This window comes from Sphingobium fuliginis (assembly GCF_015074805.1).
Taxonomy (GTDB): Bacteria; Pseudomonadota; Alphaproteobacteria; order Sphingomonadales; family Sphingomonadaceae; genus Sphingobium; species Sphingobium fuliginis.
Map to the genome: position 1 here is coordinate 1215721 of NZ_CP060035.1, position 19263 is coordinate 1234983.

General features: G+C 64.6%; 19 protein-coding genes. 8 read left to right on the plus strand and 11 right to left on the minus strand.

Going from position 1 to position 19263, the window contains the following annotated elements:
* Nucleotides 1-41: 41 nt before the first annotated feature.
* From ntrC to dusB, 3 genes are read right to left on the minus strand one after another with little or no spacing between them, the layout of a single operon-like run.
* On the minus strand, nucleotides 42-1487 hold the full coding sequence (gene ntrC / locus H5V43_RS05690; RefSeq protein WP_025548921.1) for a nitrogen regulation protein NR(I): 1446 nt from the start codon (nucleotides 1485-1487) through the stop codon (nucleotides 42-44).
* A 13-nt stretch (nucleotides 1488-1500) separates the two neighbouring features.
* Entirely contained in the window at nucleotides 1501-2610 is a 1110-nt protein-coding gene (locus H5V43_RS05695; RefSeq protein WP_025548920.1) for a two-component system sensor histidine kinase NtrB, read from the minus strand.
* Nucleotides 2607-3626 carry a tRNA dihydrouridine synthase DusB gene (dusB, locus tag H5V43_RS05700; RefSeq protein WP_025548918.1) on the minus strand — a complete coding sequence of 340 codons (1020 nt, stop codon included), beginning with the start codon at nucleotides 3624-3626 and terminating at the stop codon, nucleotides 2607-2609. Before dusB ends, H5V43_RS05695 begins: the two co-directional genes overlap by 4 nt.
* Before the next feature lie 106 nt (nucleotides 3627-3732).
* On the opposite strand from dusB, the gene H5V43_RS05705 reads away from it, so the two are divergent.
* Nucleotides 3733-4914 (plus strand): bifunctional 2-C-methyl-D-erythritol 4-phosphate cytidylyltransferase/2-C-methyl-D-erythritol 2,4-cyclodiphosphate synthase, encoded by a 1182-nt coding sequence (locus H5V43_RS05705; protein WP_037482354.1) that lies wholly within the window; start codon nucleotides 3733-3735, stop codon nucleotides 4912-4914.
* 5 nt (nucleotides 4915-4919) lie between these two features.
* The gene (locus H5V43_RS05710; RefSeq protein ID WP_025548915.1) at nucleotides 4920-5438 is read left to right on the plus strand and encodes a CinA family protein; all 519 of its coding nucleotides are present in this window, start codon (nucleotides 4920-4922) and stop codon (nucleotides 5436-5438) included.
* Here the strand turns inward: H5V43_RS05710 and H5V43_RS05715 are convergent.
* Both H5V43_RS05715 and lipA read right to left on the minus strand, forming a co-directional pair.
* Nucleotides 5384-5860 carry a type II toxin-antitoxin system RatA family toxin gene (locus tag H5V43_RS05715; RefSeq protein ID WP_025548914.1) on the minus strand — a complete coding sequence of 159 codons (477 nt, stop codon included), beginning with the start codon at nucleotides 5858-5860 and terminating at the stop codon, nucleotides 5384-5386. The genes H5V43_RS05710 and H5V43_RS05715 overlap by 55 nt on opposite strands.
* A gap of 4 nt (nucleotides 5861-5864) precedes the next feature.
* Nucleotides 5865-6848, minus strand: coding sequence for a lipoyl synthase (gene lipA / locus H5V43_RS05720; protein ID WP_025548913.1), 984 nt, complete (start codon nucleotides 6846-6848; stop codon nucleotides 5865-5867).
* A gap of 20 nt (nucleotides 6849-6868) precedes the next feature.
* On the opposite strand from lipA, the gene H5V43_RS05725 reads away from it, so the two are divergent.
* The 4 genes from H5V43_RS05725 (at nucleotide 6869) to alaS (ending at nucleotide 11368) form a co-directional block, all read left to right on the plus strand.
* On the plus strand, nucleotides 6869-7519 hold the full coding sequence (locus H5V43_RS05725; RefSeq protein ID WP_025548912.1) for a carbonic anhydrase: 651 nt from the start codon (nucleotides 6869-6871) through the stop codon (nucleotides 7517-7519).
* Nucleotides 7519-8253: an NYN domain-containing protein gene (locus tag H5V43_RS05730; protein ID WP_025548911.1), complete on the plus strand. Its 735-nt coding sequence runs from the start codon at nucleotides 7519-7521 to the stop codon at nucleotides 8251-8253. The genes H5V43_RS05725 and H5V43_RS05730 overlap by 1 nt, the downstream gene beginning before the upstream one ends.
* Nucleotides 8253-8534 carry an acylphosphatase gene (locus H5V43_RS05735; RefSeq protein WP_025548909.1) on the plus strand — a complete coding sequence of 94 codons (282 nt, stop codon included), beginning with the start codon at nucleotides 8253-8255 and terminating at the stop codon, nucleotides 8532-8534. The genes H5V43_RS05730 and H5V43_RS05735 overlap by 1 nt, the downstream gene beginning before the upstream one ends.
* Before the next feature lie 179 nt (nucleotides 8535-8713).
* On the plus strand, nucleotides 8714-11368 hold the full coding sequence (gene alaS, locus H5V43_RS05740; RefSeq protein ID WP_025548908.1) for an alanine--tRNA ligase: 2655 nt from the start codon (nucleotides 8714-8716) through the stop codon (nucleotides 11366-11368).
* A gap of 339 nt (nucleotides 11369-11707) precedes the next feature.
* Here alaS and ahcY read toward each other — a convergent pair whose 3' ends face one another.
* The 3 genes from ahcY to H5V43_RS05755 form a co-directional block, all read right to left on the minus strand.
* Entirely contained in the window at nucleotides 11708-13117 is a 1410-nt protein-coding gene (ahcY, locus tag H5V43_RS05745) for an adenosylhomocysteinase (protein ID WP_044662340.1), read from the minus strand.
* A 121-nt stretch (nucleotides 13118-13238) separates the two neighbouring features.
* Complete coding sequence (locus tag H5V43_RS05750; protein WP_025550884.1) at nucleotides 13239-13790, minus strand: hypothetical protein; 552 nt, start codon at nucleotides 13788-13790, stop codon at nucleotides 13239-13241.
* Nucleotides 13791-13953: 163 nt separating this feature from the next.
* A complete protein-coding gene (locus tag H5V43_RS05755; RefSeq protein ID WP_025550882.1) occupies nucleotides 13954-14514 on the minus strand; it encodes a YqgE/AlgH family protein in 561 nt (186 codons plus the stop codon).
* Nucleotides 14515-14660: 146 nt separating this feature from the next.
* Here H5V43_RS05755 and H5V43_RS05760 point away from each other — a divergent pair, with 146 nt between their 5' ends.
* Nucleotides 14661-15143 (plus strand): peroxiredoxin, encoded by a 483-nt coding sequence (locus H5V43_RS05760; protein ID WP_025550880.1) that lies wholly within the window; start codon nucleotides 14661-14663, stop codon nucleotides 15141-15143.
* 73 nt (nucleotides 15144-15216) lie between these two features.
* A complete protein-coding gene (locus tag H5V43_RS05765; protein WP_025550878.1) occupies nucleotides 15217-16671 on the plus strand; it encodes an AMP nucleosidase in 1455 nt (484 codons plus the stop codon).
* 41 nt (nucleotides 16672-16712) lie between these two features.
* On the opposite strand, the gene H5V43_RS05770 is transcribed toward H5V43_RS05765, so the two are convergent.
* From H5V43_RS05770 to H5V43_RS05780, 3 genes are read right to left on the minus strand one after another with little or no spacing between them, the layout of a single operon-like run.
* Nucleotides 16713-17486, minus strand: a complete 774-nt coding sequence (locus H5V43_RS05770) for an alpha/beta fold hydrolase (protein WP_025550876.1) — start codon at nucleotides 17484-17486, stop codon at nucleotides 16713-16715.
* Nucleotides 17487-17493: 7 nt separating this feature from the next.
* Entirely contained in the window at nucleotides 17494-18174 is a 681-nt protein-coding gene (locus tag H5V43_RS05775) for a DUF2238 domain-containing protein (protein ID WP_025550875.1), read from the minus strand.
* Between the two features lie 10 nt (nucleotides 18175-18184).
* The gene (locus H5V43_RS05780; protein ID WP_025550873.1) at nucleotides 18185-19210 is read right to left on the minus strand and encodes an aspartate-semialdehyde dehydrogenase; all 1026 of its coding nucleotides are present in this window, start codon (nucleotides 19208-19210) and stop codon (nucleotides 18185-18187) included.
* Nucleotides 19211-19263: the final 53 nt, after the last annotated feature.

A 19263-nucleotide genomic window follows, 5' to 3' on the forward strand; every position in this document is an offset into this window, starting at 1 on the left:
TCCGAACGCATCGGCTTGACCTATCTTCCCCGCCGAATATTCTAATCGCCGATCCGAAGCTGCAAGGGATCGAGCCCATAGTCGGTCAGCTTCTTGCGCAGCGTGTTGCGGTTGATGCCCAACAGTCCCGCGGCGCGTATCTGGTTTCCGTCGACGCTGGCCAGCGTCTCCTGGAACAGGATCGGCTCCACCACCGCCAGCAGGTCGTCATGCAGGCTGCGGTTCGGCTGGGTCAGGCCGATGCCCAGTTGCCGCTTCGCCCATTCCCGCACCGCCTGGCCCAGCAGGTCGCCGGGGGCGGCATAATCGGCGGGCACGGCTTCCAGCGGCAGGCTGTTGCGCAGCATGTCGGCGGTGATCATGTTCTCACGGCTCAGAACCGCCAGCCGCTGCATCAGATTCTGCAGTTCGCGCACATTGCCGGGCCAGTGATAGGCCATCAGCAATTGCGCCGCATCGTCGGACAGCGACTTGCGCGGCAGCCCCTCCTGCGCCGCGCGGTCCAGGAAATGCCGGGCGAGCAGGATCACGTCCTCCCGCCGCTCACGCAGCGCCGGAAGCGCGATGGGGACCACGTTCAACCGGTAATAGAGGTCCTGCCGGAAGCGGTTCTCCTCGATCAGCCTGGGCAGATCCTTGTTGGTGGCCGCGATGATGCGGACATTCACCTTGACCGATTTGGAGCCGCCGACGGTCGTGACCTCTCCGGACTGAAGGACGCGCAGCAGCCGCGTCTGCGCTTCCATCGGCATGTCCCCGATCTCGTCCAGGAACAGCGTGCCGCCCTGCGCCTGCTCGAACTTGCCTGCGGTGCGGGCATGGGCGCCGGTGAAGGCCCCTTTTTCATAACCGAACAGTTCCGCCTCGATCAGTTCGCGGGGGATGGCGGCCATGTTGATCGGCACGAACGGCTTGGTCCGCCTCTGCCCCAGGCTATGGATCGCCTCTGCCACCAGTTCCTTGCCGGTCCCGGATTCGCCCAGCACCAATATGCTGAGGTCGTTCGAAAGGACCCGGGCGATGGTCCGATACACCTCCTGCATCGCCGGGGAACGACCCACCAGCGGCAATCCGTCATGCGGCAGGCCGGCATCGGCCGCTTCCTCGTCCGCCCCCTTCCCCGATCCCAGCGCATCCGACACGGCCCGCGTCAGCTCATTGAGATCGAAGGGCTTGGGCAGATATTCGAACGCGCCCTTTTCGGTGGCGCGGATCGCCGTATTCAATGTGTTCTGCGCCGACAGGATGATGATGCTGAGCGCCGGGCGCCGTTCCAGAATCTCCGCGACCCCATCCAGCCCGTCGCCGTCCGGCAGCATGACGTCGGTGATCAGGACGTCCGGCGAAAAGCTTTCCAGCAGGGCGCTCCGCTCCCGGATCGATGCGGCCGTCTTGACTCTGTATCCCTGCCGCCGCAGCGCTTCCCCCACGACCACGCAGATCGCCGGATCGTCGTCCACCACCAAAATCGAGGCCGTCACCGCCATCATCTTGCCGCCATCAACCCGTTCCCATCGGCAGCAGGATGCGGAAGGTCGATTCCCCTGCCTCATGATCGCGCGAATATTGCACGAACCCGTTCATGTCGCGCACCAGCTTGTCCACCAGCGCCAGCCCCAGCCCCGTCCCGTCCCGCCTGCCGGTGATGAAGGGATTGAACAGGTGATCCAATATATGCTCCGGCACGCCCGGCCCATTGTCGACCACCAGGATTTCGATGGGCAGCACCGCGCTGCCCTTCCCCTTGCCGACCACTACGGAAACGCCATGGCGAAACGCCGTCTCCACCCTTATCCGGGGCTTCCTGCTGTGCTCCAGCGCCTCGGCGGCATTTTTGAGCAGGTTGATCATCACCTGCACCAGCGCATCCTCGTTGATATTGGCGAATGGCAGGGATGGATCATAACTTTTTACGATCCTTATATCCTTTGCGAATCCGGCGGCGGCGATATTCGCCGCCCGGTCGATCAGCGGATAGATGTTGCCGCTGCGGCACTCCAGGGTCCGGTCCGTCGTGAAGTCCTGCATCCGGTCGATCAGCGCGGCGATCCTGTCCACCTCATTGCAGATGAGTTGCGTCAGCGCGGCGTCCCGTCCGTCATTTCCCGATTCCAGCAACTGGGCCGCGCCCCTGATGCCCGACAGCGGATTCTTGATCTCATGCGCCAGGATCGCCGCCGCGCCGATGGCCGATCGCGCGCCGCCCGCCGTACCGCGATGGCCGATCTTGCGCGCCTGGCTCTGGGTGTGGATCGATACCACGCGCCAGCCTTCATGATCGACGATGGGCGCGATCATCAGGTCGACCTCCATTTCCGCCGTGCGCCCCGCATGCACGCGGATGTCATAGGCGGCGATCGGCTTGTTGCTGTGCCAGATGTCGAAGCGCGCGCCCATTTCCGCCATGCGGATGGTCCGCGCTATGTCGCTGCCGACAATGGCCGATCGCGCCATGTTGAGCAGCGTTTCGGCGCGGACATTGGCATCGGCGATGCTGTTGTCCGGCCGCACCACCAGGGTCGCGACCGGCAACGCCGTCATCAGTTCGGAAAGCGAAGGCCCATCCTGTTGCGGTCGAAGCGACGGGATGGTCGTCATGGCCGCCGTCATGCCGCCTTGCGCGTCTCGACCGGCCCCTCGTCGGCAATCAGCGGTTCGTAGAAGCGCGCCAGCATGTCCAGCACGACATCGCCGTCCGGCTCCTGGTTCACCGCATTGCGGAACTCGGCCGAACCCGGCAGCCCCTTGGTGTACCAGCCGATATGCTTGCGGGCCATGTTGACGCCGGTATGATTGTCATAATGCTCCAGCATCGCGCGATAATGTTCCGTAATCACGCGATATTGTTCCTCCAGCGCAGGATCGGCCAGCCGTTCCCCGGTGCGGAACCAGTGCATCACCTGCCCGATCAGCCAGGGCCGCCCATAGGCGCCCCGCCCGATCATCACGCCGTCGGCGCCGCTCTGCTCCAGCGCCGTCTCGGCATCGTCGATGGAGCAGATGTCGCCGTTGACGATGACGGGCAGCGACACCGCATCCTTCACGCTGCGCACGAAGGCCCAGTCGGCCGACCCCTTGTACATCTGGCAGCGCGTGCGGCCATGAACGGTGATCAGCTTCGCGCCCAGATCCTCCGCGATCCGGGCCAGTTCGGGCGCGTTCAGGCTGGCATGATCCCAACCCATGCGCATCTTGACCGTGACGGGCACATCGACGGCCTTCACCGTCGCTTCGATCAGCGAAGCGGCCAGCGGCAGGTCGCGCATCAACGCGCTGCCCGCATCGCCATTCACGACCTTTTTAACCGGGCAGCCCATGTTGATGTCGATGATCGCCGCGCCGCGATCCGCGTTCAGCTTGGCAGCCTCCGCCATTTCCGTGGGCGAACAGCCGGCCAACTGCATCGATACGGGCTCCTCCAGCGGATGCCAGGCCGCCTTCTGCAGCGACTGGCGCGTCTCGCGAATCATCGCCGCCGTGGCGATCATCTCGGTCACGTTGAGGCCGGAGCCATAGCGGCGGACCAGTGTCCGGAACGGCATGTCCGTCACGCCCGTCATCGGCGCCAGCACGACCGGCATGTCAATCGTCACCGGACCTATGGAAATCGGGGAAAGCCTCTGCATCATTCCAACACTGCCTAAAAAACAGGCAGCCCTTAGCGGAAATCCGCATCATCGGCAAGCGAGGCGGGGCTGGCGGTTGGCCCGGCACTGCGATACAGGCGCGGCCATGACAGACAGAACCGTCGCTTTGCTGGTCGCAGCAGGTCAGGGCAGCCGCGCGGGCGGCGACATTCCCAAGCAATTCCGGCGCATCGGCGGCAAGCCGGTCCTCGCCCACGCCGTCGACGCGCTGGCCGGGCATCCCGCCATCGGTTCCCTTGTCCTGGTCGTCGGCGCGGGGCAGGAGGAGGATGCACACGCCGCACTGGAAAGCTGCACCGTCTCCGCCATCGTTCAGGGCGCCGACAGCCGCCGCGGGTCCGTCCGCGCCGGTCTTGAGCATATAGCGTCCGCTGGCGGCGCGGCGCGCATATTGGTGCACGACGCTGCCCGTCCCTTTCTCCCCGCGACGGTGATCGACCGGCTGCTCGCCGCGCTGGAGGGTGCGCCCGGCGCCATTCCCGCCTTACCGGTTGCAGACACATTGGTCAGAAGCGAACATGACAAGAGCGACCATGACAAGGCCGGGGACGTCGTCGACCGCGATGGCCTGTTCCGGGTCCAGACGCCGCAGGCCTTCCGCTTCGATGCCCTGCTGGCCGCGCACAGAAGCTGGGACGGCAATCGGGAAGCAACCGACGATGCCCAGATATTGCGGCATTCGGGCCATGACGTCACATTGGTCGCTGGCGATGAAAGGCTGGAAAAATTGACCTATGCCGAGGATTTCCTCCGCGCCGAAGCCCGGCTGGGCGCTGCCCGCAGCGTCCGGACCGGCATGGGTTATGACGTCCACCGGCTGGCCCCCGATGAGGAGCTCTGGCTCTGCGGGGTCCGCATTCCGCACGACCGGGGCCTCGCTGGGCACAGCGACGCGGACGTGGCGATCCACGCGCTGGTGGATGCGCTGCTGGGCGCACTGGCGGAGGGCGACATCGGCAGCCATTTCCCGCCCTCCGACCCGCAATGGCGGGGAGTCGCCTCCTCCCGTTTCCTGGAATATGCGGCGGAGCGCGTCGCAAAACGGGACGGCTTTATCGAGCATGTCGACCTGACGCTGATCTGCGAGGCGCCGAAAATCGGCCCGCACAGGGACGCCATGCGCGCCCGGATCGCGGAAATCCTGCACCTTCCTCCCGACCGGGTCAGCATAAAGGCGACCACCACCGAACGGCTGGGCTTTGCCGGTCGGCGGGAGGGTATTGCCGCACAGGCTGTTGCCACGCTCTCCCTCCCCGCGCTAATCTGATCGCCATGCCTGATAGCATCCTTCCCGCGTCGCTTGTCGAACTGGCCGAGCGCGTCGTCGCCGCCAACCGTCGCGCCGGCCGCACCATCGCCGTGGCGGAAAGCTGCACCGGCGGCCTTGTCTCCGCCGCACTGACCGAAATCGCCGGATCGTCCGAGGTGTTCGAAGCCGGTTTCGTCACCTATTCCAATGACATGAAGAGCGAGCTTCTCAAAGTATCGCAGGATGTCATCGAAACCTTCGGCGCGGTTTCCATCGCCACCGCCTGGGCCATGGCGCAGGGCGCGCTGAACAAGAGCCACGCCAACGTCGCCGTCGCCATCACCGGCATAGCCGGCCCCGGCGGCGGATCGGAGCAGAAACCGGTCGGCACCGTCGTCTTCGCCCGCGCCGAACGCGGCGCCAGCCCCGACAAGATCGTGGCCGACATGCATTATTTCGGGGATACGGGCCGGGGCGGCGTCCGCCTTCAGGCGGCGCTGTGCGCGCTCGAACTGCTGCTGCCCGACTCGCCCGCGCCATAAAGCTCCGCCGCGCGGGTTTCGAACGCGCCGATCATCTTGCGCAGCGCCTTGTCGAACACCTGGCCGGCCAGCATCTCGAACAGCTTGCTCTTGAATTCGAACTCGACCTCGAAATCCACCAGAACGCCGCCCTTGCCGTCGTCGCGAAAGCTCCATTCATTGTGGAGATGCTTCAAGGGCCCATCCAGATAATCGACCCGCACATGATCCGGCCTATGCTTGTGCACGCGGGACGTGAAGCTCTCCTTGATCCCCTTGAACCCGACGATCATGTCCGCGACCATCTCCGAATCGCTGTCGGACCGCACCCGGATCGCGCTGACCCAGGGCAGGAATTCGGGATAGGCCTCCACATTCGCCACCAGGTCGAACATCTGTTCGGGCGTATAGGGAAGCGGCCTCGTTTCGTTATGCTTGGGCATCGGCTTATTGGCCAGCCTTTGCCAGTTGCGCCTCGCGAGCCGCGCGCATTTCCGCGAAATCCTTGCCCGCATGATAGCTGGAGCGGGTCAGCGGGCTCGACGCCACCTGCAGGAAGCCCTTGGCCCGCGCGATCGCCGCATAGGCGTTGAACGCCGCCGGAGTGACGAACTCCATCACCTTGGCGTGCTTGGGCGTCGGCTGGAGATATTGCCCCATGGTCAGGAAATCGATGTCGGCGGAGCGCATGTCGTCCATCACCTGATGGACCTCCAGCCGCTCCTCCCCCAGACCCAGCATGATGCCCGACTTGGTGAAGATCGACGGATCGAGCTTCTTCACCGTCTCCAGCAGCCGCAGCGACGCGTAATAGCGCGCGCCCGGGCGAATGGTCGGATAGAGGCGCGGCACCGTCTCCAGATTATGGTTATAGACGTCCGGCCGCGCCGCGACGATCATCTCGACGGCGCGTTCATGCTTGTTGCGGAAGTCCGGCGTCAGGATTTCGATGGTCGTGTCCGGGGTCTTGCGGCGCAGCGCCTCGATCACCTTCACGAACTGCGACGCGCCGCCATCGGGCAGGTCGTCGCGGTCGACGGAGGTGATGACGATATGCTCCAGCCCCATTTCGGCGCAGGCATCGGCCAAATTCTGCGGCTCGTTGGGATCGACCTTGCGCGGCATGCCGGTCTTGACGTTGCAGAAGGCGCAGGCCCGCGTACAGACATCGCCCAGGATCATCACGGTCGCATGCTTCTTGGTCCAGCACTCCCCGATATTCGGGCAGGCCGCCTCCTCGCACACCGTCGCCAGCCCCTTGGTCCGCATCAGCTTGCGCGTCTCGTGATAGCCGGGGCTGGTCGGCGCCTTCACGCGAATCCAGTCGGGCTTGCGGGCGCGCTCGGGACGAGTGGCGGGCGCGGGGATCGGGACGATGTCGGTCATGCGCTCCAGATAGCGATGCGAGAGCGCTCTTGCCAGCCCCATCATTGTTCGGCACAGACCGGCGCATGACCGATTTCGCTGATATGCTCGCCGGCTATCGCCGCTTCCGCAACACCGGTTGGACCCAGCAGCGGGAACGATGGGATGAACTGAGCGAGGGGCAGAGCCCCCGCGTCATGGTCATCGCCTGTTCCGACAGCCGAGTCGATCCCGCACAGATATTCGACACCAGCCCCGGCGAGATCTTCGTGGTCCGCAATGTCGCGGCGCTGGTGCCCCCCTTTGAAACCAATCCCGGCCGCCACGGCGTCTCCGCGGCGCTGGAATTCGCGGTCCAGGTGCTCAAGGTGGGCGAGATCGTCGTCATGGGCCATGGCAAATGCGGCGGCTGCAAGGCGGCGCTCAGCCATTCGCTGAAAGACGCGCCTCCCGGCGAGGGCGGCTTCATCCACAACTGGATCGAACTGCTGGACGAAGCGCGGGAAAAGGTGGTCGAACGCTTTGGCGCGGATGACGGCCGCGACGCCGAACGCGCCATGGAGCAGGAAGGCGTCAAGGTCAGCCTGGCCAATCTGCGCACCTTCCCCTGCGTCCGCACGAAGGAACGGAGCGGCGAGATCAGGCTGATCGGCGCCTTCTTCGCCATTGCCGACGGCCAGCTCCACCTGCTGGACGAGGCGAGCGGCCAGTTCAGCCCGGCGGCACTGGAAGCCTGATGACCGCGCCGATCCCCAGCGGCAATATCGCCCTGCTGATCGATGCCGATAATGTCTCCGCCGACCATTTCGACCCGGTGCTGACGGTCCTGGCGGAACTGGGCACCGTCAATATCCGGCGCGCCTATGGCAATTGGAGCAAGCCCGCGCTCAAGAGATGGGCGCGGCAGGCCGTGACGCAGGCCATCGAAACGCAGCAGCAGTTCGACCTCACCCGGGGCAAGAACGCCACCGACATGAAGATGACGATCGACGCCATGGATTTGATGGCGTCGGGCCGGGTCACCGGCTTCGGCCTGATGTCGAGCGACAGCGATTTCACGCCGCTCGTCACCCGCATCCGGCAGGAAGGCCTGCCGGTCTATGGCTTCGGAACGGACAAGACGCCGCAGGCCTTCCGCAGCGCCTGCACCCGCTTCATCGACGTCGGGGCGCTCGCCAGCGCAAGAACGGCGCCCGTCGAACTGGAGGAGTCGGCGGCGGAACCCGCCTCCCCCGACGCGCCCGAAGTCGCGCCCGATCTCGTCAAGCTGTTGATCGACGCCTATAATGCCGTCAAACGCGACGATCAGGGCTTCGCCCGCCTCAGCGAAGTGGGCCAGCTCGCCGGGAACCGCTCCAGTTTCGACACGCGCAACTATGGGTTCAAGCGGCTGTCCGACCTTGTCCGCTCGATCAATAATTTCAAGGTGGAGAGCCGCGACGGCCAGACCTGGATCAAGCGGGTGCACTGATGACCATCCTCGCCCGCCACCTGACGATCCTCGGCCGGGTGCAGGGCGTGTTCTACCGCAACTGGGCCGTCGAAACGGCCCGGGGTCTCAACCTGACAGGCTGGGTACGCAACCGCATGGACGGCAGCGTGGAGGCGCTGGTGGAAGGACCGCGGGATGCGGTGGAGCGGTTCGTCCTGCTGGCGCGACAAGGCCCGCCCGCCGCGCAGGTCGCGCGGATAGAGGCCGAGGATGTCGCGGTCGGGGGACATGAATCATTTCAGAAGCGGCCGACCGCCTGACTTCGCCGGGCGGGCGGGCGGACGGGCGGAAAGGAAAATCGCGTCCTTGGGCCGAGGCGGGCGGCCCGGTCCGCTTTTCCGGCCCGCCTGTCTCAGCGGGAAACCCCATCGGCCGATATTCCCATGAACGACGAAAAGCCCCGCTTGTGCGTTGGAGCGCTTCCCACTAAATCGCCCGCATGACATCGACCAACGACATTCGCCGCTCCTTCCTCGACTATTTCGGGGCCAACGGCCACACCATCGTTCCGTCCGCGCCTCTCGTGCCGCACAACGACCCGACGCTGATGTTCGTCAATGCGGGCATGGTGCCGTTCAAGAATGTCTTCACCGGCCTTGAATCCCGCCCCTACACCAAGGCGACGAGCAGCCAGAAGTCGGTCCGCGCCGGCGGCAAGCATAACGACCTCGACAATGTCGGCTATACCGCGCGCCACCATACCTTCTTCGAAATGCTGGGCAATTTCAGCTTCGGGGATTATTTCAAGGAACAGGCGATCACCCATGCCTGGACCCTGCTGACGAAGGAATGGGGCCTGTCGCCCGAAAAGCTGACGGCGACGGTCTATCATACCGACGACGAAGCCTTCGACCTGTGGAAGAAGATCGCCGGCCTGCCGGAGGAGCGGATCATCCGCATCCCCACCAAGGATAATTTCTGGGCCATGGGCGACAGTGGCCCCTGCGGCCCCTGCTCGGAAATCTTCTACGACCATGGCGACCATATCTGGGGCGGTCCTCCCGGAAGCCCGGAGGAAGATGGCGACCGTTTCGTCGAGATCTGGAACCTCGTCTTCATGCAATATGAGCAGGAAGCGAACGAGATCGTCTCCGAACTTCCCAAGCCCAGCATCGACACCGGCATGGGTCTGGAACGCATCGCCGCGGTCCTGCAGGGCGTCCACGACAATTACGACACCGATACCTTCAAGGCGCTGATAGAGGAATCGGGCGCGCTGACGAAAACCGCCACCGATGGCGAGTATAAGGCCAGCCACCGCGTCATCGCGGATCACCTCCGCTCCACCAGCTTCCTGATCGCGGACGGCGTGCTGCCCGCCAATGAAGGCCGCGGCTATGTGCTGCGCCGCATCATGCGCCGCGCCATGCGCCACGCCCATATCATCGGCGCCAAGGAGCCGTTGATGCACCGTCTGGTCGGCAGCCTCGTCTCCGAAATGGGCGGCGCCTATCAGGAACTGGTCCGCGCCCAGCCGCTGATCGAGGAAACCCTCCTGCGCGAGGAAACCCGGTTCCGCCAGACGCTGGAAAAGGGGCTGAAGCTGCTCGACGAAGCGACCGGCGACCTGTCGGAAGGCGGCACGCTCCCCGGCGAAACCGCGTTCAAGCTCTACGACACCTATGGCTTCCCCTATGACCTGACCGAAGACGCGCTGCGCTCGCGCGGCCTCAGCGTCGACCGCGAAGGCTTCGACAAGGCGATGGCCGAACAGAAGGCCGCCGCCCGCGCCGCGTGGAAGGGCTCAGGCGAAAAGGCCTCGGACGAAATCTGGTTCGACATTGCCGAAAAGGCCGGCAATACGGAGTTCATCGGCTATAGCTCGACCGAGGGCGAGGGCGAGGTGCTGGCGATCGTCAAGGACGGTGTGAACTTCGACAGCGCGAGCGCTGGCGAGACGGTCACGATCATCACCAACCAGACGCCGTTCTACGGCGAAAGCGGCGGCCAGATGGGCGATGCGGGCACGATCAGCGCGCAGTCCGGCCTGGTCGCGGATGTCGAGGACACCGCGAAGCCGCTGGGCCGCCTCCATGCGCACCGGGCGAAGGTCGGCGCGGGCAGCGTCAAGCTGGGCGACACGGTTCACCTCAGCGTCGACGTCAGCCGCCGCGACCGCATCCGCGCCAATCACAGCGCCACCCATTTGCTGCATGCCGCGCTCCGCAACCAGCTCGGCGCCCACGTCACGCAGAAGGGCAGCCTCGTCGCACCGGATCGTCTGCGCTTCGACTTCTCCCATCCCGAGGCGCTGACCCACAGCCAGATCGCCGCCATCGAAGCCGATGTGAACGAACAGATCCGCCACAATGAAGCGGTGACGACGCGCCTGATGACGCCGGACGACGCCATCGCCGCTGGGGCCATGGCCCTGTTCGGTGAGAAATATGGGGACGAGGTCCGCGTCCTCTCCATGGGCAAGGGCGATGCGAACAGCTATTCGGTCGAATTGTGCGGCGGCACCCATGTCCGCGCAACCGGCGACATCGCGATCTTCAAGATCATCTCGGAAAGCGCCGTTTCGTCTGGCGTCCGCCGCATCGAAGCGCTGACCGGCGAAGCCGCGCGCCTCTGGCTCTCCGATCGCGAAGACCGGCTGCGCCAGTCCGCCGCCGCACTCAAGACGACGCCGGAGGAAGTCCCTGCCCGCATCGCCGCGCTGGTCGAACAGAGCCGCAAGCTGGAACGCGAGCTCGCCGAAGCGAAGAAGGCGCTGGCGCTGGGCGGCGGGGGTTCCGCACAGGCGGCGGGTCCGGAGAAGGTGGGCTCGGTCAACTTCATCGGTCAGGTGGTCGAGGGGCTCGATCCCAAGGAACTGCGCGGATTGGTCGATCAGAACAAGGCAACGCTCGGCAGCGGCGTCTCCGCCGTCCTGGCGGTGGTCGATGGCCGCGCCAGCATTGCCGTCGGCGTCACCGACGACCTTGTGAACACGATCAGCGCCGTGGATCTGGTCCGCGCAGGCGTCGAAGCCTTGGGCGGCAAGGGCGGCGGAGGCCGTCCCGACATGGCCCAGGGCGGCGGTCCGGAAGGCGACAAAGCGCAGGCGGCGATCGAAGCGGTCAGGGCAGCCCTCGCCAGCGGGCCTGCATAACCGCGCGGCCGGCCCGATATTCGACCGCAGGCCATGCACCGCGGGGTGAGCGGCGCCCTCCTTCTACCCGGAAGGACGGAGTCGCTCTCCCACCCGTTCAGCTTGCGCCTGTCGAAGCCCCGCTTCTTTCTCGAAGAGAAGCGCTCCACGGCAAGCCCAAAGAGACGGATATTGGGTGATCCGGTCCAGACCCGACAGCAACAGGGCTGAGTGCCTGGCTCTCTGCAAGAAGGAATGGAACTGCACGACCGGCTCACGGCAACCTGACCCGGCACAAAAGCACGTACCGCCCAAGCCCAAAAAAAAGGGGAGGCTCGATGCCTCCCCTCCCCATCCCGCTCAGTAGCGGTAATGATCCGGCTTGAATGGCCCTTCCTGGGTCACGCCGATATAGGCGGCCTGCTTGGGCGTCAGCTTCGACAGCTTCACGCCCAGCTTCTCCAGGTGGAGCGCCGCCACCTTCTCGTCCAGATGCTTGGGCAGCACATAGACGTCGTTCTTATACTCATCCGACTTGGTCCAAAGCTCGATCTGCGCCAGCACCTGGTTGGTGAAGGACGATGACATGACAAAGCTCGGATGGCCGGTGGCGCAGCCCAGGTTCACCAGCCGGCCCTTCGCCAGCACGATGATCTTCTTGCCGTCGGGGAACTCGACCTCGTCGACCTGCGGCTTGATCTCGGTCCACTTCATGTTGTTGAGGCCCGCGATCTGGATCTCGCTGTCGAAATGGCCGATATTGCACACGATCGCCATGTTCTTCATGGCGCGCATATGGTCGACGGTGATCACGTCCTCATTGCCGGTCGCGGTGACGAAGATGTCGGCGCGGGTGGCCGCCTCTTCCATGGTGACGACTTCATAGCCCTCCATCGCCGCCTGCAACGCGCAGATCGGATCGATCTCGGTCACCAGCACGCGCGCACCGCCATTGCGGAGCGAAGCGGCCGAACCCTTGCCCACGTCACCGAAGCCGGCGACCACGGCGACCTTGCCGGCCAGCATGACGTCGGTGGCGCGACGGATGGCGTCGACCAGCGATTCCTTGCAGCCATAGAGATTGTCGAACTTCGACTTGGTGACGCTGTCGTTGACGTTGATCGCCGGGAAGGGCAGCTTGCCCTTCTTCGCCAGTTCATAGAGGCGGTGGACGCCGGTCGTGGTCTCTTCCGACACGCCCTTGATGGCCTTGACCGTCTCGGTCAGATAGCCCGGACGCTCGGCCAGGAAGCGCTTCAGCGTCGCGACGAAGATTTCCTCTTCCTCGTTGCCGGGGGTGAACAGTTCTTCCCCGGCCTCGACGCGGGCGCCCCACAGCGCGAACATGGTGGCGTCACCACCATCGTCCAGGATCATGTTGCAGACCGTATCGCCCCAGTCGAAGATGCGGATGACATAGTCCCAATATTCCTCCAGCGTCTCGCCTTTGACGGCGAACACCGGGATGCCCCGCGCGGCGATGGCGGCGGCGGCATGATCCTGGGTCGAGAAGATGTTGCACGACGCCCAGCGGATTTCGGCGCCCAGTTCCGCCAGCGTCTCGATCAGCACGGCGGTCTGGATCGTCATGTGCAGCGACCCGGTGATGCGCGCGCCCTTCAGCGGCTTGGCGGCGCCGAATTCGGCGCGCAGGGCCATCAGGCCCGGCATTTCGGTTTCCGCGATTTCGATTTCCTTGCGGCCGAAAGCGGCAAGGCCGATGTCGCGGATCACATAATCCTGCGCCTGGGTGGCGGGTGCGGTGGCCACGAGCCTGTCTCCATATCGTTAAGATTGAGGCCGCCGCCCGAATGAACGAACGGCGACGATGGGCTGGGCTTTACCAATCGCCGCCATCCAAGGCAACTCAATATAAAGTTTTCTTTATGTCTTATTCGGCAGGACCGCGCACTGCGACCTTCACGGGCGCGCCGGATGAGGTCCCCTCCGTTTTCCGCACCTTCTCCACCACCGCCGTGACGATGTCGCACCGCGCGCCGGACAGATGCGGGCTGATCGCCGCCGCATCGGCGAGTTCCAACAAGGCCGACCGGCTGGGCGGCAGGGCGTTGGCGGCGTCCGTGATCGACTGGAGGTCGCGGCAGCCCAGCCCATCCGCGCCCGCGCCATAGACATTGGCGAGGCCCGTGACGTAATTGTCATAAGCCCCCAGCGCGCCGACCGGCCCGGCGGCCGAACGGAAATGCTCGCGCAGCTCGTCATTCACCTGCGTCAGCGTCTCGCGCTTTTCCCGGATGAAGCGGTTGTAGCTGGCAAGGAAGTCATGTCCCGTCGCCCGGCACCGCAGCGCAGATACCATCAGCATCATCTCGAAATCCCGGATTTGCGCTGCTTCCACGGCGGTCTGCTTCCAGCAGTTCGCCGCCGTGGCCGGCGCAAGCGGCATCGTCGCGGCAAGCGCCGCTGCGATCAATATCCTCATGAGTTGAACCCCCGTCCAATTGCCCGAGGATCAGGGTGCGCTCATCCGGTTGCCGGACTCTCAACGGCGAAGGTTAGCCGAATTTTACCGTAAAGGGTTCAGTTACGCCAAGGCAACAAGCCCCCAATGCAGCCATGCTTACGGCAACGTTCCGAAAGGCCGGTCAGGCCGATCCCGCGCCGCTGACCAGATGGGAGGCATCGACTCCGGCCGCGGCATAGGCGGCCGACCATTTCCGCGCCGCCGGCACGTCGAACAGAAGCTCAGGGGTGCAGTCGGTCGGAAACCAGCTTTCCCCGTTCATTTCCTCATCCAGTTGCCCCGCGCCCCACCCGGCATAGCCAAGCGCGACCAGATAGCGACTCGGCCCCTTCCCTTCCGCAATCGCCTTCAATATCTCCAGCGAGCCGGACAGGCCCCATCCTTCGCCCACGGCGACCATGTCATGACCGCTCCAGTCCAGGGAATGCAGGACGAAGCCGCGCCGGGGTTCAACCGGCCCGCCGCGCAGCACGGGAGAATCCGGAACATCGCCGGGTTCGATGTCGAAGCTCTCCAGCAGGTCGTGCAGGCTGACCCCGTCGATCTCATCGCTGACCGCGATCCCCAGCGATCCATTCTCGTCATGCACGCACATGGCGATGACGGAATGATCGAACCGCATGTCCTCCATTCCCGGCAGGGCAAGCAGGAACTGTCCGGCATAGGAGCGTGCTGTGGTCATGGCGCGACTATACGCCCCTTGTCGCCTTTGCCAATGGCGGGCCGTCGCTTGGGCGGGGCAGCGCGCCATATTCCATGGCTCCCCCTTGACAGACAGGGCGGCAGGGCCAACGTGCCGCGAACCCCAACAAGGCCAGGAGGCAGACGATGACCATTTCGAAGGGCGAACGCATCCCTAGCACCACTTTCGTCAAGATGACCGAAAACGGTCCCGAGCAGGTTGCTTCGGACGATTTCTTCGCGGGCCGCACCGTCGCGCTCTTCTCCGTGCCGGGGGCCTTCACCCCCACCTGCTCCGCGCGCCATCTGCCCGGCTTCGTCGATAAGGCGGAGGAACTGAAGGGCAAGGGCGTGGATGAAATCGCCTGCACCGCGGTCAACGACGCCTTCGTCATGGGCGCCTGGGGCAAGTCCGCCAGCGCCGACGGCAAGGTGACGATGCTGGCCGACGGCAATGGCGACTTCGCGCAGGCCGTCGGCCTTACCATGGACGGCAGCAAGTTCGGCATGGGCACGCGCGGGCAGCGCTTCTCCATGATCGTCAAGGACGGCGTCGTTACGGAGCTGAATGTCGAGGCGCCGGGTGATTTCAAGGTGTCGTCAGCCGAATATCTGCTCGACCAGATCTGATTTCCGGGGGATGTGCGCCCGCTATCCGGGCGCGCATCTTCCTTCGGTCATATAAGTGCGTTACCAAGGCTCGATGACAAGAAGCATCGGAAGTGCGATCGTCGCTGAACTCGACGACATCTATCGGAACTCCATCGAAAATCTTCGCGAGGCGATGCGCGCCTACGCCCGCGACGGCAGCGTACCGCCACCGGAAGCCAGGACGGACCGGCGTTTCTGCTATCCGGAATTGCGGATCACCCATCACGGCGAGTCGGACGCGCCGCCCCCCGGCCGCTCCTTCGCGCGGCTGTCCAAGCCCGGACGCTATGTGACCACCGTCACCCGCCCCGCCATGTTCGGTGACTATCTGGCCGAACAGGTCGACCTTCTCGTCCGCGACTATGGCGTAATGGTGGAAACCGGCATCAGCGACCAGCCCATTCCCTTCCCCTATGTTCTGGACGGGCTGGACATGAGCGCGCTGGATGGCACCCCGCCGACCGAACTGGCCCGCCACTTCCCGGCCACCGAACTGGCGGAAATCGGGGACGAGATCGCGGACGGCCTGTTCATGCAGGATGCGGAGGGCGAAAGGCCGCTCGCGCTGTTCGACGGCCTTCGTACCGATTTTTCACTGGCCCGCCTGAAGCATTACACCGGCACCCCGGCAGAGCATGTGCAGCGCTACATCCTGTTCACCAATTATCACCGCTATGTCGACGAGTTCGTGGCATGGGCCTGCGCCGAATTGCAGCGGGAGGGCAGTCGCTACACCGCGCTGTCAGGGGCCGGTGGGGTCTATGTAACGCCGGAAACCGCCGACCCGGCGCAGATGATCGCGGACAGCGCCTGGCGCAGGCATCAGATGCCCGCCTATCACCTGATCGCTCCGGACCGCAGTGGCATCACGCTGGTCAACATCGGCGTCGGGCCCTCCAACGCCAAGACGATCTGCGACCATCTGGCCGTCGTGCGGCCGGAAGCCTGGCTGATGATCGGCCATTGCGGCGGCCTGCGCCCCAGCCAGCGGATAGGCGACTATGTGCTGGCCCACGCCTATCTGCGCGACGACCATGTTCTGGATGAAATGCTGCCGCCCGAAATCCCGGTTCCCGCCATCGCGGAAGTACAGGTGGCGCTGGCGAAGGCGGCGGAGGCCGTGCTGGGCGGCGACGATCGGGAGGATTTCAAGCGCCGCCTGCGCACGGGCACGGTCGTGACGACCGACGACCGCAACTGGGAACTGCGCTATTCCAGTTCGGCGCTGCGGTTCAGCCTGTCCCGCGCCGTTGGCATCGACATGGAGTCGGCCACCATCGCCGCGCAGGGCTATCGCTTCCGCGTGCCTTATGGAACGCTGCTCTGCGTTTCGGACAAGCCGATCCATGGCGAACTGAAATTGCCGGGACAGGCCAATCGCTTCTATGAGGAAGCCATTGCGGGGCATCTGCGCGTGGGCCTTATGACCTGCGAACTGCTGCGGCAGGAGGGGCCGAAGCTCCACAGCCGCAAGCTGCGCGCCTTCAACGAGCCGCCGTTCCGCTGAAGCTTGCCATGCTCCTGCAAGGGCAGGAGCATGTGCATGGCTCAATCCGTCAGGAAATCCACCATCGCCTGCCCCAGCTCCTTCCGCGTCACCGCATTCATGTGGTTCCCCGGAACTTCGACATAGCGGCCGTGGGGCAGCAGTTCCGCCAGTTCCTGCGCGACGCCATTGTCCCGGTCATCGGCTCCGCAAATCACCTCTATGGGCTGCTGGAACCCGGCGATGACCTCCCTGGGCGTATCGACGAAGGTGTTGAGGATGTGCAGCATCGCGACCGGATCGCCCTTGGTGGTCTTCAGGAAGGCTTCCGTCATCCATTCCGACGTCCCCCGCTCGAACGTGCCGAGGTTGGTGAGGACATTGCGATAATAGCCGCCATTGTCGAGCGTCTGGACCAGACCGCGCAGCCCCATGCCGGCCAGGATCACCCGGCGCGGCGTCGCGCCCCGCGCCAGCATCCGCACCGTCGTCCGCGCCCCCAGCGAATAGCCGCCCAGATCATAGTCGGTCAGCCCAAGCTGCTCGACCAGCGCCAGCCCGTCCTCGGTCAGCGCGTCGGGCGGGTAAGCGGCGGCATCATGGGGCTTGCCGCTTTCGCCATGCCCCCTAAGGTCGGGCAGGATGAGGCGAAATCCCGCCTCCACCAGCTTCGCGGCATGGCCGTAACGTATCCAGTTGGTGTAGGCATTGGAGAAATAGCCATGGATCAGAACCAGGTCGCGGCCCTGCCCCACCACATGCACGGCAAGGGGAAGCCCGCCCAATCCCTTGATCTCCAGCTTCTCGATGGGCAGGTCGGACGTGGGGCCGGACATGAGCGGGCTACTCCTTGGATGAATGCGCGTGCGGCGATATGGCCTTGCCCTCTCCTTGTCGAGTAGAGAGAAGCCAGACAAGTGCGAGGACGCTCCCGATCTGCGCGGCCGCCATGTCCTTTTGCGGGTCCCACATGTCGCCCTGCTGGCCATTATACCAGTCCGCCGTCTGGCCGGCGGCCACCACGCTCAGCAGCCATTCGAAAATCTCGTAGACAGCGCCCACGAACCCGACGGAGACAAAGGCGAAAACAAGGCTCCAGCCCGTCCGCATGACGCCATGACGCCGCGCCGCTTCCGCGAAGGGCGCTGTCAGGAGGGCGCCGAAGGCGAAATGCACCAGCCGGTCATAGCCGTTGCGCGCCAAGCCGAAAGTGCCGGAAATATCATGGCCGCTGATCGCCCGCGCCCAGATGTCATAAGGTACATAGGAATAGATGTACCGCCCGCCCAGCGTATGCAGCAGCAGGAACAGCAGGACGCACGCCACCGATCCGTTCGACAGCGGCCATCGGCGCAACAGCCAAGGCGAGACAAGGATGAGCAGCGCCGTCGGCCCATGCTGGAGCGGCGCCAGTTCGGGATAGGGCTGATCGACATTTGCGGCGACAATGGCCGCGACCAGCAGAACGATCATCCGGCGCTGCGCGGCTGGAACGGCTTTCCAGACAGCAGCGCCGGAGATCATGGGAAGGGCCTCAGCCCTTCTTCAGGTGACGGCGGCCCAGCAGTTCCGCGATCTGCACCGCATTCAGAGCCGCGCCCTTGCGGAGATTGTCGCTGACGCACCAGAGGTTCAGGCCATTGTCGATGGTCGAATCCTCACGCACGCGGCTGATGAAGGTGGCATAGTCGCCCACGCACTCGACGGGGGTGACGTAACCGCCGTCCTCGCGCTTGTCGACCAGCATCACGCCGGGCGCTTCACGCAGGATATTCTGGGCCTGCTCCGCCGAAATCTCATTCTCGAACTCGAGATTGATCGCCTCGGAATGCCCGACGAACACCGGCACGCGCACGCAGGTCGCCGTGACCTTCACCTTGGGATCGAGGATCTTCTTGGTTTCCGCAACCATCTTCCACTCTTCCTTGGTCGAACCATCGTCCAGGAAGACGTCGATATGCGGGATCACGTTGAAGGCGATCTGCTTGGTGAACTTCTTTGGTTCGGCCGGATCGCCGACGAAGATGTTGCGCGACTGCTCGAACAGCTCGTCCATGCCCGCCTTGCCCGCGCCGGAAACCGACTGGTAGGTGGCAACGACGACGCGCTTGATCGTGGCGGCGTCATGCAGCGGCTTCAAGGCGACCACCATCTGCGCGGTCGAGCAGTTGGGGTTCGCGATGATGTTCTTCTTCTTGTAGCCGTCGATCGCATCCGGATTCACTTCCGGCACGATCAGCGGCACGTCCGGGTCCATGCGGTAGAGCGACGAATTGTCGATCACGACGCAGCCCGCCGCAGCCGCCTTGGGCGCATATTCCGCCGTCGGGCCGGAGCCTGCGGCGAACAGGGCGATGTCCCAGCCGGTGAAGTCGAAATGCTCGATATTCTTGCATTTGAGCGTCTTGCCGGTGTCACCGAAATCGATTTCGGTGCCCTGCGACCGGGGCGAGGCGACCGCCGCGATCTCGTCAATAGGGAACTCGCGCTCGGCGAGAATGGTCAGCATCTCGCGGCCCACATTACCGGTGGCACCAACGACGACGACCTTGTAGCCCATGACTTAACACTCCACTCCATGCAAAATTGCGGAGTGGGCGCCATAGCGGCATT

What these genes read in the sequence shown, in the direction of transcription:
- ntrC (WP_025548921.1), bottom strand. Translation starts at nt 1,487, where the DNA reads ATGGCGGTGACGGCCTCGATTTTGGTGGTGGACGACGATCCGGCGATC.
- H5V43_RS05695 (WP_025548920.1), bottom strand. Translation starts at nt 2,610, where the DNA reads ATGACGGCGGCCATGACGACCATCCCGTCGCTTCGACCGCAACAGGAT.
- dusB (WP_025548918.1), bottom strand. Translation starts at nt 3,626, where the DNA reads ATGCAGAGGCTTTCCCCGATTTCCATAGGTCCGGTGACGATTGACATG.
- H5V43_RS05705 (WP_037482354.1), top strand. Translation starts at nt 3,733, where the DNA reads ATGACAGACAGAACCGTCGCTTTGCTGGTCGCAGCAGGTCAGGGCAGC.
- H5V43_RS05710 (WP_025548915.1), top strand. Translation starts at nt 4,920, where the DNA reads ATGCCTGATAGCATCCTTCCCGCGTCGCTTGTCGAACTGGCCGAGCGC.
- H5V43_RS05715 (WP_025548914.1), bottom strand. Translation starts at nt 5,860, where the DNA reads ATGCCCAAGCATAACGAAACGAGGCCGCTTCCCTATACGCCCGAACAG.
- lipA (WP_025548913.1), bottom strand. Translation starts at nt 6,848, where the DNA reads ATGATGGGGCTGGCAAGAGCGCTCTCGCATCGCTATCTGGAGCGCATG.
- H5V43_RS05725 (WP_025548912.1), top strand. Translation starts at nt 6,869, where the DNA reads ATGACCGATTTCGCTGATATGCTCGCCGGCTATCGCCGCTTCCGCAAC.
- H5V43_RS05730 (WP_025548911.1), top strand. Translation starts at nt 7,519, where the DNA reads ATGACCGCGCCGATCCCCAGCGGCAATATCGCCCTGCTGATCGATGCC.
- H5V43_RS05735 (WP_025548909.1), top strand. Translation starts at nt 8,253, where the DNA reads ATGACCATCCTCGCCCGCCACCTGACGATCCTCGGCCGGGTGCAGGGC.
- alaS (WP_025548908.1), top strand. Translation starts at nt 8,714, where the DNA reads ATGACATCGACCAACGACATTCGCCGCTCCTTCCTCGACTATTTCGGG.
- H5V43_RS05750 (WP_025550884.1), bottom strand. Translation starts at nt 13,790, where the DNA reads ATGAGGATATTGATCGCAGCGGCGCTTGCCGCGACGATGCCGCTTGCG.
- H5V43_RS05755 (WP_025550882.1), bottom strand. Translation starts at nt 14,514, where the DNA reads ATGACCACAGCACGCTCCTATGCCGGACAGTTCCTGCTTGCCCTGCCG.
- H5V43_RS05760 (WP_025550880.1), top strand. Translation starts at nt 14,661, where the DNA reads ATGACCATTTCGAAGGGCGAACGCATCCCTAGCACCACTTTCGTCAAG.
- H5V43_RS05765 (WP_025550878.1), top strand. Translation starts at nt 15,217, where the DNA reads ATGACAAGAAGCATCGGAAGTGCGATCGTCGCTGAACTCGACGACATC.
- H5V43_RS05770 (WP_025550876.1), bottom strand. Translation starts at nt 17,486, where the DNA reads ATGTCCGGCCCCACGTCCGACCTGCCCATCGAGAAGCTGGAGATCAAG.
- H5V43_RS05775 (WP_025550875.1), bottom strand. Translation starts at nt 18,174, where the DNA reads ATGATCTCCGGCGCTGCTGTCTGGAAAGCCGTTCCAGCCGCGCAGCGC.
- H5V43_RS05780 (WP_025550873.1), bottom strand. Translation starts at nt 19,210, where the DNA reads ATGGGCTACAAGGTCGTCGTCGTTGGTGCCACCGGTAATGTGGGCCGC.